This window comes from Ideonella azotifigens (assembly GCF_021043325.1).
Lineage (GTDB): Bacteria > Pseudomonadota > Gammaproteobacteria > Burkholderiales > Burkholderiaceae_C > Ideonella > Ideonella azotifigens.
Window position 1 is genome coordinate 177,545 of sequence record NZ_JAJNKD010000010.1, and the last position, 14,225, is coordinate 191,769.

12 protein-coding genes are annotated in these 14,225 nt (G+C 67.3%); 5 read left to right on the top strand and 7 right to left on the bottom strand.

Going from position 1 to position 14,225, the window contains the following annotated elements; genetic code table 11:
- Position 1: 1 nt before the first annotated feature.
- Both LRH25_RS20585 and LRH25_RS20590 read right to left on the bottom strand, forming a co-directional pair.
- The gene (locus tag LRH25_RS20585; RefSeq protein ID WP_231012097.1) at positions 2-1,339 is read right to left on the bottom strand and encodes a cytochrome c; all 1,338 of its coding nucleotides are present in this window, start codon (positions 1,337-1,339) and stop codon (positions 2-4) included.
- A 131-nt stretch (positions 1,340-1,470) separates the two neighbouring features.
- Complete coding sequence (locus tag LRH25_RS20590) at positions 1,471-3,030, bottom strand: methyl-accepting chemotaxis protein (protein ID WP_170200861.1); 1,560 nt, start codon at positions 3,028-3,030, stop codon at positions 1,471-1,473.
- 186 nt (positions 3,031-3,216) lie between these two features.
- Here LRH25_RS20590 and LRH25_RS20595 point away from each other — a divergent pair, with 186 nt between their 5' ends.
- Positions 3,217-3,891: a TetR/AcrR family transcriptional regulator gene (locus tag LRH25_RS20595; protein WP_141287727.1), complete on the top strand. Its 675-nt coding sequence runs from the start codon at positions 3,217-3,219 to the stop codon at positions 3,889-3,891.
- Between the two features lie 196 nt (positions 3,892-4,087).
- A complete protein-coding gene (gene fusA, locus LRH25_RS20600; protein ID WP_141287728.1) occupies positions 4,088-6,196 on the top strand; it encodes an elongation factor G in 2,109 nt (702 codons plus the stop codon).
- A 42-nt stretch (positions 6,197-6,238) separates the two neighbouring features.
- On the opposite strand, the gene LRH25_RS20605 is transcribed toward fusA, so the two are convergent.
- From LRH25_RS20605 to LRH25_RS20625, 5 genes are all read right to left on the bottom strand, one after another.
- The gene (locus LRH25_RS20605; RefSeq protein ID WP_231012099.1) at positions 6,239-7,210 is read right to left on the bottom strand and encodes a YXWGXW repeat-containing protein; all 972 of its coding nucleotides are present in this window, start codon (positions 7,208-7,210) and stop codon (positions 6,239-6,241) included.
- Positions 7,207-7,803, bottom strand: a complete 597-nt coding sequence (locus LRH25_RS20610; protein WP_141289734.1) for a GNAT family N-acetyltransferase — start codon at positions 7,801-7,803, stop codon at positions 7,207-7,209. Before LRH25_RS20610 ends, LRH25_RS20605 begins: the two co-directional genes overlap by 4 nt.
- A gap of 119 nt (positions 7,804-7,922) precedes the next feature.
- Positions 7,923-8,642 (bottom strand): Crp/Fnr family transcriptional regulator, encoded by a 720-nt coding sequence (locus tag LRH25_RS20615; protein ID WP_141289733.1) that lies wholly within the window; start codon positions 8,640-8,642, stop codon positions 7,923-7,925.
- 118 nt (positions 8,643-8,760) lie between these two features.
- Positions 8,761-9,363, bottom strand: coding sequence for a nitrogen regulation protein NR(II) (locus tag LRH25_RS20620; RefSeq protein ID WP_141289732.1), 603 nt, complete (start codon positions 9,361-9,363; stop codon positions 8,761-8,763).
- A 43-nt stretch (positions 9,364-9,406) separates the two neighbouring features.
- Entirely contained in the window at positions 9,407-11,959 is a 2,553-nt protein-coding gene (locus LRH25_RS20625) for a chemotaxis protein CheB (RefSeq protein ID WP_231012101.1), read from the bottom strand.
- Between the two features lie 103 nt (positions 11,960-12,062).
- On the opposite strand from LRH25_RS20625, the gene LRH25_RS20630 reads away from it, so the two are divergent.
- From LRH25_RS20630 to LRH25_RS20640, 3 genes are all read left to right on the top strand, one after another.
- The gene (locus LRH25_RS20630; RefSeq protein WP_141290350.1) at positions 12,063-12,674 is read left to right on the top strand and encodes a hypothetical protein; all 612 of its coding nucleotides are present in this window, start codon (positions 12,063-12,065) and stop codon (positions 12,672-12,674) included.
- A gap of 106 nt (positions 12,675-12,780) precedes the next feature.
- Complete coding sequence (locus tag LRH25_RS20635; RefSeq protein WP_141290348.1) at positions 12,781-13,167, top strand: hypothetical protein; 387 nt, start codon at positions 12,781-12,783, stop codon at positions 13,165-13,167.
- A 19-nt stretch (positions 13,168-13,186) separates the two neighbouring features.
- Positions 13,187-14,224 carry a zinc-dependent alcohol dehydrogenase gene (locus tag LRH25_RS20640; RefSeq protein ID WP_141290346.1) on the top strand — a complete coding sequence of 346 codons (1,038 nt, stop codon included), beginning with the start codon at positions 13,187-13,189 and terminating at the stop codon, positions 14,222-14,224.
- The last annotated feature ends 1 nt before the right edge of the window (position 14,225 follow it).

The following is a 14,225-nucleotide window of genomic DNA, read 5'->3' on the forward strand; positions in this document are numbered from 1 at the left end:
CCTAGCGGGCACGACGGCTGCGGCGAACCACCAGCACGATCAACAACAACAGCACGACCACGCCGCCCGGCAGGATCGCCGGCCGGATCATCGCGAGCAGTGGCGGCTTGCCGCCGGCGCGCAAGGTCTGCACGTCACTGGCGCTGACCTTCACCGCGGCGTTGCCGTGGTAGCTCAGCAGGTAGTTGCTCAGGTCGGCAATCTGCTGGTCGCTCAGACGGTCGGCGTAGGAGGCCGTGTCGCCGAATGCCGGCATGAAGTGGGCTTTGCCGTCGACCGTGCGGTCCACGCCCTGCAGGATGGTGGCGATCAGGTTGTCGGGCCGGTCGGCACCGAGGGCGGTGTTGTGGAACAGCGAGGGGTAGACGCCGTTGCCGCCGCCGCCCACCTGGTGGCACTGCGCGCAGCTGCCGCTGAAGACTCGCCAGCCGGCGTCGGCATCATTTGTCAGGCCGCGCATGTCGATCTCGGCCTTGGACGCTTCGCCATGGGCAAAACGCGGCCTGGCCTCGCCGTCGTTCACCGCCGGCGTCTGCTTCAGGTAGACCGCGATGGCCTTGAGGTCCTCGTCGGGCAGGTGCTGCAGGCTGTGCTCGATGGCCTCGGCCATCGGTCCGGCGGCCTGGGCCTTGCCGTCCACGCGGCCACTCTTCAGGTACTGCACCAGCTCGGCCTCGGTCCAGCCGCCAATGCCGCTGGTCGCGTCCGACGTGATGTTGGGTGCGAACCAGGGGCCGACCGAGCCGCCGGCCAGGAAGGACTTGCCCAGTTGCTCGGCCATCAAGGCATTGCGTGGCGTGTGGCAGGCGCTGCAGTGCGCCAGCGCGCCAGCCAGGTAGGCGCCGCGGTTCACCTCGGCGCTTTTGGAGGCGTCGGGCACGAAGCGCTCGTCCTTCAGGAACATGCTGTTCCATGCGGCCATCGAGAGGCGCAGGTTGAACGGGAACGGCAGCTCGGTCTCGGGTGCCTTCTGGTCGACCGCGGTCACGCCGTGCATGAAGTACGCATACAGCGCCTGCGTGTCCGCGTCGCTGAGCTGCGTGTACGAGGTGTACGGCATCGCGGGATAGAGCTGCGCGCCGTCCTTGCGCACGCCCTGGCGCAGCGCGCGCTGGAAGTCGGCCAGCGTGTAGTCGCCAATGCCGCCCGCCCTGGACGGCGTGATGTTCGACGCATAGATCGTCCCCAGCGGCGACGCAATCGGGTAGCCACCCGCGAAGGCCGCGCCACCCTTGGGCGTGGTGTGGCAGGCCGCGCAATCGGCAGCGACTGCCAGCTTGCGGCCCTGCTCGACCAGCGCCTGGTCTGGCGGTGCGGCCTGCGCATGGGCCGCGCCCATGCAGGCCCACATCACCCACCCCGCAGCCCCGGAAAAAAGAGGGGCCGTGAAACCTGACCGGATGAACCGCATCGTGTTGAACCTTGTTGTTGTTTCGCCCGACCCGCCCCTCGGCAGGCCTTCAATGCCACTCAAACCCGGGCCGGCGTGCCCACGTTGAAGACCGCCACCACATCGGCCAGGCGCTGCGCCTGCTCCTGCAGCGAGGAAGACGCGGCCGTGGACTCTTCGACCAGCGCAGCGTTCTGCTGCGTCATCTGGTCCAGGTTGGCCACTGCCTGGTTGACCTGGCCAATGCCGTCGCGCTGCTCGGAAGCGGCCGCGGCGATCTCGGCCATCAGGTCGGTGACGCGGCGCACGCCGGTCACGATCTCGTCCATGACCTGGCCGGCCTGGGCCACGTCGGCCGTGCCGGCCTCCACGGTCTCGGTCGACTTCACGATCAAGCCCTTGATCTGCTTGGCCGCCTCGGCCGAGCGTTGCGCAAGCGAGCGCACCTCGGATGCCACCACCGCGAAGCCGCGGCCTTGTTCACCGGCGCGGGCCGCTTCCACTGCCGCATTCAGCGCCAGGATGTTGGTCTGGAACGCGATGCCGTCGATCACGCCGATGATCTCGGCGATCTTGCGGGACGAGTCGCTGATCTGCTGCATGCGCTGCACCACGCCGCCCACCACTTCGCCACCGCGTGCGGCCGCCTCGGCCGCCGAGCTGGCCAGCTGGTTGGCCTGGCGCGCGGTATCGGCGCTCTGCCCCACGGTGCCGGTCAGCTGCTCCATGCTGGAGGCGGTTTCCTCCAGGTTGGCGGCCGTCTGCTCGGTGCGGGCCGACAGGTCATGGTTGCCGGTGGCGATCTGCGACGAAGCGCTGGAGACGGAATCCACGCCGTTGCGCACCTGGGTCACGACGGACTTCAGCCGCTCGACCATGCGCAGCAGCGCGCCCTGCAGCTGGGCCAGTTCGTCGTGGCCGACCACGCGCAGGCTGCGCGTCAGGTCGCCCTGGGCAACCGCCTCGGCCAGACGCACCGCGTCGGCCAGCGGGCGGGTGATGCGGCGGGTGATGACAAAGGCCAGGCCCGCGCCCAGCAGCACCGCGATGACCGTCATGCCGATGACCATCCAGCGGCTGTTGGCGTAGATCCGGTCGCTCAGGTCGTTGGCTGCCTCGGCGCCATCGGCGTTCTGCTTGGTCAGCTTGTTCAGGCTGGCCAGCAGCGCGTCATAACTGGGCACGCCTCGCTTGAGCAGCTGTTCGCTGGCCAGAGCCTTGTCGCCCTTGGCCATCGCGTCCTGCATGGCACGGTCGCTGTTCAGATAGGCGGCCCAGTCTTCCTGCGTGCGCGTCAGCTGGCTGCGTTCGTCTTCGGACTGCACCAGCCTGGCGTAGTTGGCCAGCTGCAGTTCGACGGCCTCGGCGGAGGACTTCAGCTGCTCGATGACGGCCGGGCGCTGCGCCTCCTCGGCCAGCAGGAAGCGGTACTCGCGGGTGCGCAGCCGGGCCACTTCCAGGCTGGCGGTCTGCGCGGCGCGCATCGAGGGCATCCAGTCGTCGGCCATGTCGCTGGCGGTGTCGTTGACACGGCCGAGCTGGACGATGGCCAGCACGCCCAGCGCGGTGGTGATCAGCAGCACGGCGGCAAAGGCGAGGCCCAGCTTGGCTCCGACGGAAAGGCGATGAAGAACTTGCATGAAGTGGGTCTCAATACAAATGGACAGATCCGGCATGCAAGGTGGCAAGCATGCCTGCTAATCGATATTGTTGTACGTGTACGTTAGTGACAACCCCACAAAAGCACAGGGGTTCTCGCCCATTTGGCCTAGAACCGACCTGCACTACCGTATCGGGCTACCCAAGATGGCTGGAACCGGAACCCGATGAACACCAAGGCACCGCGCAACAAACCAGCGACCGTCCGCCTGCGCCGCAGCCCGAACGAGATGGCGACGCTCAAGCGCGAGCTGCTGGAGCGAGCGCGCCTGATCTACCGCGACGAAGGCCTGGCCGCGCTGTCGATGCGCCGCATGGCGCTGGAGTTCAAGCTCTCGACCATGGCGCTGTACAGCTACTTCCCCAGCAAGCAGGCCTTGCTGGAAGGCCTGTGGCTGGAGATCTTCGAGGCGCTGCTGGCCGAGTTGCAGTCGGTGCAGAAGGGACGGCGCACGCCGCTGAAGCTGCTGGAAGCCCATGTGCGCAGCTTCCTGGCCTTCTGGGAGCTGCGCCCGGACCAGTTCCGCATGATCTACATGTCCCTGGTGCAGACCTCCGGCGCGGACGCGGTGGACATGGAACACCAGCCGGTCTACGCAGGCATGGTGCTGCTGACGCGCGAACGCGTGGCCGCCTGCGCGGCAACACCGCCCGGCGACGCAGCACTGGGCCTCAGCACCGACGCGCTGGTGGCGCAAATGCTGGGTTACCTGCTGCTCACCTTGGGGGTGGCGCGTTATCCGCTGTACGACCGGGATGCCTTGCGCGACCGCACGGTGCTGGACATCCTGTGCACGGTGCAGCAGGGCCTGGCCTCGCCAGCCCCGCGCCCGCGCCGCTGAGCCCAGGTTCATCGGCATCGCTGCCGGCACAAGTCCACAGGCCTGCAAGCCCGCATGACCGCAGGCGCCATGACACGATGCGCCATCTGTCGGCATACTGGTGCCCCGGCCCTTTCCTCGCGAAACGGCTGAAGCCAGCGTTTCGGGTCGCCAGACCCGGGACACCTCTCATAGGCCAACTTTCCAGGGTCGCATCGTGAGCCGCAAAACCCCCATCGAGCGTTACCGCAACATCGGCATCTCCGCGCACATCGATGCCGGCAAGACCACCATCACCGAGCGCATCCTGTTCTACACCGGCATCAACCACAAGCTGGGCGAGGTGCACGACGGCGCGGCCACGATGGACTGGATGGAGCAGGAGCAGGAACGCGGCATCACCATCACGTCGGCCGCGACGACCTGCTTCTGGAAGGGCATGGACCTGGCCCGGCCCGAGCACCGCATCAACATCATCGACACCCCCGGCCACGTGGACTTCACGATCGAGGTGGAGCGCTCGATGCGCGTGCTGGACGGCGCGGTGATGATTTACGACGCGGTGGGTGGCGTGCAGCCGCAGAGCGAAACCGTCTGGCGCCAGGCCAACAAGTACCGGGTGCCGCGCCTGGCCTTCGTCAACAAGATGGACCGCGTGGGCGCCGACTTCTTCCGCGTGCGCCAGATGATGATCGACCGGCTGAAGGCCAACCCGGTGCCGATCGTCATCCCCATTGGCGCCGAAGAGGGTTTCAAGGGCGTGGTGGACCTGATCAAGATGAAGGCCATCCTCTGGGACGACGTGTCCCAGGGCATGAAGTTCAGCTACGAAGCGATTCCGGCCGAGCTGGCCGAGCTGGCCCAGGAATGGCGCGAGAAGATGCTGGAGGTCGCGGCCGAAAGCAGCGAGGCGCTGATGGACAAGTACCTGGGAAGCGGCGACCTGAGCGAAGAAGAGATCACGCAGGCCTTGCGCACGCGCACCATTGCCGGCGAGATCCAGCCCATGCTGTGCGGCACCGCGTTCAAGAACAAGGGCGTGCAACGCATGCTGGACGCGGTGATCGACTTCATGCCCTCCCCACTGGACATCCCGCCGGTGCCTGGCCATGACGAGGACGACAAGGACGTGGTCCGCAAGGCCGACGACGGCGAGAAGTTTGCCGCGCTGGCCTTCAAGCTGATGACGGACCCGTACGTGGGCCAACTGACTTTCGTGCGCGTGTATTCGGGCGTGCTGAAGTCCGGTGATTCGGTGTTCAACCCGATCCGCGGCAAGAAGGAACGCATCGGCCGCATCCTGCAGATGCATGCCAACCAGCGCGAGGAAATCTCGGAAATCCTGGCCGGGGACATCGCCGCCTGCGTGGGCCTGAAGGACGTGACGACCGGCGAGACGCTGTGCGACCCGGACGCCATCATCACGCTGGAGAAGATGGTCTTCCCCGAACCCGTGATCTCGCAGGCGGTGGAGCCCAAGACCAAGGCCGACCAGGAGAAGATGGGCATTGCGCTGGGCCGGCTCGCCAGGGAAGACCCCTCATTCCGCCTGCGCACCGACGAAGAATCCGGCCAGACCATCATTTCCGGCATGGGCGAGCTGCACCTGGAAATCATCGTCGACCGCATGAAGCGCGAGTTCGGCGTGGAAGCCAATGTGGGCAAGCCGCAGGTGGCCTACCGCGAAACCATCCGCAAGTCGGTCTCCGACGTGGAAGGCAAGTTCGTGCGCCAGTCCGGCGGCAAGGGACAGTACGGCCACGTGGTGATGACGGTCGAGCCGCAGGCGCCTGGCAAGGGCTTCGAGTTCGTCGACGCGATCAAGGGTGGCGTGGTGCCGCGCGAGTTCATCCCTGCGGTGGAAAAAGGCCTGATCGACACATTGCCGAACGGCGTGCTGGCCGGTTTCCCGGTGGTGGACGTGAAGGTCACGCTGACCTTCGGCTCGTACCACGAGGTGGACTCGAACGAAAACGCGTTCAAGATGGCCGCGTCCATGGGTTTCAAGGAAGGCATGCGCAAGGCCTCGCCTGTCATCCTGGAGCCGATGATGGCGGTGGAAGTCGAGACGCCTGAGGACTACGCCGGCAACGTGATGGGCGACCTGTCCAGCCGCCGCGGCATGGTGCAGGGCATGGACGACATGATTGGCGGCGGCAAGGTCATCAAGGCCGAGGTGCCGCTGTCGGAAATGTTCGGCTACTCGACCACGCTGCGCTCGATGTCGCAAGGCCGCGCCACGTACACGATGGAGTTCAAGCACTACAGCGAAGCGCCCAAGAACGTGGCCGACGCGATCATCGCCGGCCGCGGCAAGGGCGCCTGAGCGCCTTCGACACCATGCCTGGTGCCAGGCGACAGGTCGAAATCAACGCTCCTTGCGCGGCGCATCCGGCGCCTGTTCGCCGCCACGCCCATTGGGCTCTCCGCGCCCCGGCTTCTCTGCCCGCTCTGCCCGCTCTGGTCGCTCCGGTCGCTCCGGTTTCTCTGCCCGCTCCGGCCGCTCTGCCTTCGGCTGCTCCGTGCGCGGGGCTTGCTGGGGAGCCGCTCGCGGCGCGGCATGCTGTTCAGGCGCCGGCCATTGCGCGGTGCCGGGCACCTGCGCCCGGCGCGCGGGCGGCTCGGCGCGTGCAGGCTTCGCATGCTCGACACCGGGGGCTTCGAAGCCGGATGGCTTTGGCGTTGCCGCCACGGGAGGTGCGCCATGGGAGACGGTCGCCCTCTGGCCGGGCGTGGACACCGCGGTGCGCTCGTGCTGCACCTGGTCGGCCGTAGGCGCGCGATGTTCGGCCTCCTGGAAGCGGCGCTCGCTCACGGTCGGCCGTCGGTTGACACCCGCCTCGCCGCCGTTGAAGCTGATGTGGTTGACCTGCTTGTTGATCACCACGGTGTTGTAGACGTTGCGCACCACCCGCACATTGACGTTGCTGGCGGCCCGGTTGTAGCGGAACACACCGCGGTCCCAGCGACCGCCCTGGTAGCCCGAGCCGGTGTAGCCATGGCCATAGTTCAGGCCGCCATAAAAGCCGACGCGCCGGCCCCAGTAGCCGACATGCCAGAAGTAGCCCGGGCCCTGGAACGCCCAGTAGCCGGGCGTCCACAGTTCACCGGGGTTCGGTGCCAGCACCCAGGTGCCGGGCACCCAGTAGTAGTCGCCGTCTGTCGCGCGCCAGCTCCAGTAGCCTGGCGTCCAGATGTAGCCCTCTCCCGGAACCTGGGGCTGGGCATAGAGCGGCAAAGGCGGCGGCGCGATGTTGATGGCCACCGAAACCTCTGCCCACGACGGCAGCGAAACCAGGATCGCCAGCGCCAGCGCGCTTCTGGCCAAAAGCGATTTCATGGCAGCACCTTCGCTGCCACTGCCATCCCTGCAGCAGGCAGGCTGTTCGCCTTCAGGTCCACCGTGTAGCGCACCATGGTCGGGTCGTCGGGGTCGGTCTTGTGCTGGAAGTGCAGGTGGTCGGCAAACTGCCGCATGCGGCTGTTGTCGGCCGCGTCGCTCGAATGCATGGCACCGATGCCGCGTGCACGTGCCACCTCGATCAGGCGCGCCATCAGCAAGCTGCCCAGCCCCTTCTGCTGCCACTCGTCGCTCACGGTGACCGCAAACTCGCAGTCCTGGCCGTCGGCCCGCGCACTGAAGCGGGCCACTCCCACTTCGCGCTGCTGGTCGCCCTCACCCACCACCGCGACGTAGGCCGCATCGGTGGCGGGATCGATGACCGTCATCTGCTTGAGCAGCGCGTCGCTCGGTGAGCGCAGCGTCTCCATGAACCTGAAGTAGCGCGAAGCGGGCGACAGCGCCTCGATGAACCTGCGCTCCAGTTCGAGGTCATCGGGGTGGATGGGGCGCACCCGCACATGCGTGCCATCGCCGAGGATCTCGTCCACCCCGGAAACCGCGTCTCCATGCAACTGACTGCCTGTGTTCATGGCCATTCTCCGAATGATTCAATGCGGCCCAGCCTGACGCCGCGGTGGAAAACGGTCTGTGCGGTGGCCCACTTCACAGGTGGCAAATGCCCGAGGCCCCAGCAGGCTTGGGGTGCACGTCAAATCGCCTTCAAGTCCGGCAGCAGCCTGTCGTATTCCTTCTTCACCACGGCATAGCACTCGCAAGTCCGCAGTTCCAGGCCGGGCCGGTCGATCACGGTGATGCGGCCGCGGGCGTAGCGGATCAACCCAGCGGCCTGCAGCTTCAAGGCCGCTTCGGTGACCCCTTCGCGGCGCACGCCCAGCATGTTGGCGATCAGCTCCTGCGTCATCACCAGCTCGTTGCCCTGCAGCCGGTCCAGGCTGAGCAGCAGCCAGCGGCACAGCTGCTTGTCCAGCGAATGGTGGCGGTTGCAGACCGCCGTCTGCGCCATCTGCGTGATCAGTGCCTGGGTGTAACGCAGCATCAGGTGCATCACCGGGCCGTTGCGGTTGAAGGCCTCCTTGATGGCCTGGGCGCTGAGCCGGAAGCCCTGGCCGGCGCTCTGCACCACCGCGCGGCTGGGCGTGCTTTCGCCGCCCATGAAAAGCGCAATGCCCACCAGGCCTTCATTGCCGACCACCGCGATCTCGGCCGTGTCGCCGTCCTCCAGCACAAACAGCAGCGAGACGATCGCGGTGGTAGGGAAATAGACGTGGCTGAGCGCAAGGCCGGCCTCATACAGCACCAGCCCCAGCGGCAATTCAACGGCTTCCAGCTGCGGCCGCCAACGCTGCCACTCTGCCTCCGGCAAGGCGGCCAGCAGATGGTTTTCTCTGCCGCCCAATGCGATGACCATGCGGGCCTCCCCAGGCATGAAACAGGCGGCCGGCAACAACCGGTCGCCCTGCCTTTCGCGAGCATAGGCGCCGCGACTCAAACACCATGTTCGGTGCCGCACATACGGCGCTCGCAGATCACACCTGGCGTTCGCCCAGTTCGACCAGCGTGACCAGGAAGCGCCCGCCGGCCAGGTCCCGGGCGGCACATGCATGAACGGCACGCGACCTGCCACCCGGCAAGGCCAGGTTCAGCTCGCAGGCATCCCCTTGCCGACCCTCGCCCACCCCGGCCAGCAAGGCGTGAAGCTTGTCGGCGCTGCGCCGATCAAGAAAGCTGTCCAGGGCCCGGCCCAGCACGGCTTCGCGCTCGCAGCCCAACCAGCGGGCGCCCGTGAGGTTCAGTTCGCAAACCAGCGTGCCGGCACCCAAGGTGAAGTGCCCCACCGGGGCGAAATCGTAGAGCGCAGTCTGGCGAGCCAGCGCCTCCTCCAGCTCGGCACGCGAGTCCAGCAGCTCTTCGCCCTGAAGCTCGAGCTCAACCTGATGCACCTGAAGTTCGTGCAGCAGGGCCAGCGCATCGGGCGCCGTCGCGGGCGAGGAGGCCAGCTCGAAAAGCACCACCAGCGCTTCGGAGGGACTGGTGCCTCTTGCATTCGCGCCACCACGACCGTTCAAGCGCAGCGCTGCACGCGATCTCAGGTCCATCGGGTTTCCCGACGACACAATCTGGCTCGACATGGGGGTTTCCTTTTTCAATCAAGCAACCCTGGGCAGCCCGACTCTATGCCTTGCGCAGACGGGACTCCAGCTCTTTCGCCGCGGTGATGTCAACGAAGGTGATCACCACACCCTGGATGACGTTGGCCAGCGTGCGGTAGGGCATGATCCGGACCGAGTACCAATGCCCATCGGTGGTGGAAATCTGCTTCTCGGAGAACGCGAGCGTGCGCAGCGTTTCCTTCGCGTCGGCATGCAGCTCCGGATAGATCAGCGTGCTGGCGAGTTCGCTGAGCGGGCGGCCGATGTCGCCCTCGCGCAGGTGCACGATGCGCGTGATCTGCTCGGTGAAGCGCCGCACATTCAGCGCGCTGTCGAGAAACAGCGTGGCGATGTCGGTGCTGTTGAGCAGGTTCTGCATGTCGCTGTGGGCCAGCGCCAGGTCGTCCAGCTTGGACTGCAGCTCGGCATTGATGGTCTGCAGCTCCTCGTTCATCGACTGCCCCTCTTCCTTGGAGGTCGTCAACTCCTCGTTGGCGGACTGCAGCTCCTCGTTGGTCGATTGAAGTTCCTCATTGGCGGCCTGCAGCTCTTCCTCAGAGCTGCGCATCTCCTGGCGCAACGCGCGGATCTCCTCGTGCGCCCGCGCCAGTTCCTGGCTGACGGCAGGGTCGACCTCGCCGGCCTTGCGCCTGCGCCGGGCCGCGCCGCCCGCCGGGGCGAGGACTTCGCGAAACACGATCATCGTGGCGCCCGCCAGCGCGTTGGGCTCGTCGATGCGCCGCACGATCACATCCAGCATCTCCTGCGCCGCGCCTTCGAGTTTCAGCCCGTGCAGTTCGATCGGGCCGCCGCCTTGCATGGCCTGGCGCAGCGCCGCCGCCACCTGGGTGCGAATGCCCGGCCGGGCCATCACGTGGATGTTCCAGTTGGCCTTGCCCGCGGCGGGTTCCAGGTACTTGCCGGTCCGGCCGCTGATGTAGACGATGTCGCCGTGCGCATTGACCAGCACGGCAGGCGGCGAGAACTCCTGCAGCAGCACCTGGTCTGCGAGGGTCTGCAGGTTGGCGGGCTGAGCTGTGGTGTGGGGCACGAGCGACTCCTGCGCGGCAGGGCGCAACGGCAAGCGGCGATTGACGGGAAAGTCCACCGAACCGACGTGGGCGGCATTGTCGCCGCGCCGGTACAGCCTGGACTTCGCACTGATGGGCGTGAACAGTGCCGACGCACGCCCCGTCGTCTCGGACCCGCCCAGCAGCAGCACGCCACCGGGGCGCAGGCTGTAGTGGAAGAGCGGAATCAGCCCACGCTGCAGCGTGGCATTGAAATAGATCATCAGGTTGCGGCAGGACAGGATGCTGAGCCGCGTGAACGGTGGGTCCAGGATCACGTCGTGCTGGGCGAACAGCACCATCTCGCGGATCTCCTTCGCAATCACCACGCCATTGCCCTGCGGGCTGAAAAAGCGGGCGAAGCGCTCCGGGCTCATGTCGGCCGCGATCTTCTCGGTGTAGTGCCCCCTGCGCGCCGCGGCAATCGCGTCCGCGCTCAGGTCGGTCGCGAAGATCTGCATCGTGTGCGAGCCAGGGGTGGGCAGCGCGTCGACCGCCTCCCTGAAGCACATGGCCAATGAGTAGGCTTCCTCGCCGGTCGAGCAGCCGACCACCCAGGCGCGCAGCGGCGTGCCCTCGGCGGCGCCGGCCAGCAGCGCGGGCAGCACGCTGTCCTGCAATTCCTGCCAGACCGATGGGTCGCGGAAGAAGGCGGTCACGCCGATCAGCATCTCCTTGAACAACAGGTCCAGTTCCTGCGGGTTCTCGCGCAGGAAGGCCGCGTACTGCGCCATCGTGGCCAGGCGATGCACGCCGATGCGCCGTTCGATCCGTCGGGTCAGCGTGCTGGACTTGTAGGGCGAGAGATCGTGCCGGCTGTGCGCGCGCAGCAGGCCCAGGATCTCGGCCAGCCCGGTGGCCTGGCCTTCGGCAGCGCCGGCTGACGCGCCCGGGGCCGCGCCGCGTGCCGTGACGAGCAGGATGCGCTGTGGCATCTCCGCAGGCCGGGCAACGATGTCCGCCGCGCCTGCGCTGATGGCGCTGTTGGGCATGGCATCGAACTGCGCCGACTCCGGCGACTGCACCAGCGCAAGCCCGCCCTGGGCCTTGATGGCCTGCAGGCCCAGGGTGCCGTCGGAGCCCATGCCCGACAGCACCACGCCAATCGCCTGCTCGCCCCGGTCGCGGGCCAGCGAACAGAACAGCACGTCGATCGGCAGGCGCATGCCCCGTGGTTGCGCGGGCGGGGCCAGGTGCAGCGAACCGCCGGCCACCGTCAGTTCGCTGTTGGGCGGGATCACATAGACGCAGTCGGGCTTGATGCGCATGGCCCGCGTCGCCTCGGCCACCGGCATCAGCGTGGACCGCTGCAGCAGTTCCACCACCAGGGCCTTGTGCGTGGGATCCAGGTGCTGCACGACGACGTAGGCCAGGCCGCTGCCGGCGGGAACCCGGGCAAGAAACTCCTCCAGGGCGCTCAAGCCACCAGCGGACGCACCCAGGCCGACGATGCGTGTCGGGCCAGGGGCATCAGCGCCCGGCGCGGTCGGTGGAGGGAGGGTCATGCAGGAGTATCGGTCTCATCCTGGTAAAAGACGACGCGCTCAGTTCCGGCCGGCAAGCGCCGATAACAGCGGTTCAGCCTGCCCTCGCCCCATGCCCGGCCCCATGCCCGCCCCACGCGCCCACCTCGCCCTGCTCATCGGCCTGTCCACAGGCGTGCTCAGCGCCCCCTCCCGGGGTGCCGAGCTGCCGCCTTGCAGCGAGCCCATTCGCTACGCAGCCGACTGGTTCCCGGCGCCCGAGCTGGACCACGGCAAGCGCTCGGCCGAAGTCACCGCGCTGGGCAATGCCGGCCAGAAGAAGACCGGCAAAGGCGTGCAACTGGGCCATGTGATGGTGCAGACCCAGCTCAGCGTGGAACCTCAGGCGAGCTGCGCCGGCATCGTCGTGCGGTTGGCCTTTGTCAAACCGGTGCTGCGCATCGCCAGCGAATTCCCGGAAGACAGCTGCAGCTACGCCCGGGTGCTGAACCACGAGCACACCCATGTGCGCATCTGGCGCGACATCGCCGCCCAGTTCCGCCAGCTGCGCTACCCCTGGCCCGAGCGTGCGAGTTCGGCCACCGTGCTGAACCACGCCAGGCAGGCCCTGGCCACGCTGACGCGGGCACAGGACGAGTTCGACAGCCCCGAAGAGTACGCACGCAACAACCTGCTGTGCGGCGGCGAGATCCAGCGCCTGGTGAAGCTGCCGTCGATGGCGTCTGCGGGCGGCTGAGCCGCCAGGCCTTCCATCGCAGCCCTTGCGCAAGATCAAGCCTGCGACCGGACCCAGCCCGGATCATGAAGCCCAGCGCCTGCCGTCGCAGGCAAAAGGAATCCGCATGGGCCATCCCTACGCCGTCGCCTGGGTCGATCACCAGACCGCCACCATCCTCAGCTTCGACGCCGAAACTGCGCAAACCCAGCATGTTCGCGCGCACCAGCACCCCACGGCGCAGCACGCATCCGGCGTGCGCGCCGAGCACGAGTTCTTCGCCGCCGTGTGCGCGGCGCTCGCCGGCGACGGCCAGATCCTGGTGGCGGCCGGCCACGTCGCCTCCGCGGACTTCCACCACTACGTCGACAAGCACCAGCCCCAGACCGCCAAGCGCATCGCCGGTTACGAGATCGTCGACCACCCCAGCGAAAAGCAGCTGCTGGCGCAGGCGCGCAGCTTCTTCGACCGCCGCGAACACCTGGCCGCGCCCGCGCTGCACCAGCCGCGCTGAAACGCCAAGGGAGATCACCATGAAAACGATGAAAGCCGCTGTCGTGCACAGCTTCGGCCAGCCGCTGCAGATCGAGGAAGTGCCGGTGCCTGAAGTCACCGCCGGACAGGTGCTGGTAAAGGTGGTCGCCTCCGGCGTCTGCCACACCGACCTGCACGCCGCCGAGGGCGACTGGCCGGTCAAGCCCAGCCTGCCCTTCATTCCCGGCCACGAGGGCGTGGGCTATGTCGCGGCGCTGGGCGCGGGCGTCAAGGGCATCAAGGAAGGCGACCGCGTGGGCGTGCCCTGGCTGCACACCGCCTGCGGCCATTGCGAACACTGCATCACCGGCTGGGAAACCTTGTGCGACGAGCAGCAGATGACCGGCTACACCGTCAACGGCGGCTATGCCGAGTACGTGCTGGCCGACCCGAACTATGTCGGCCACCTGCCGGCCAACATCGGCTTCTCGGAAATCGCCCCGGTGCTGTGTGCAGGCGTCACGGTCTACAAGGGGCTGAAGGTGCTGGACTGCAAGCCGGGCGACTGGGTGGCGATCTCCGGCGTCGGCGGCCTGGGCCACCTGGCCGTGCAGTACGCACGGGCCATGGGCTTCCATGTCATTGCGGTGGATGTGGACGACGCCAAGCTCGCGCTGGCCAAGCACCTGGGTGCCGAGATGACGATCAACGCCCTGACCCAGGACCCGGTGCTGGAGGTGCAGCGGGCCTTGCGCGGCGCGCATGGCGTGCTGGTCACCGCCGTTTCGCGCAGCGCGTTTGCGCAGGCGCTGGGCATGCTGCACAAGCGCGGCACGATGTCGCTGGTCGGCCTGCCGCCGGGTGACTTCGCGCTGCCCATCTTCGACGTGGTGCTGAACGCCAAGACCGTGCGCGGTTCCATCGTCGGCACGCGCAAGGACCTGCAGGAGGCGCTGGCCTTCGCCGGTGACGGCCTCGTGCACACCACCTTCACCGAAGACAGCCTGGATCACATCAACACCGTGCTGGGCCGCATGAAGCGCGGCGAGATCGAAGGGCGCGTGGTGATGCGCATTGGCGACGAGGTGCTCACGTGAG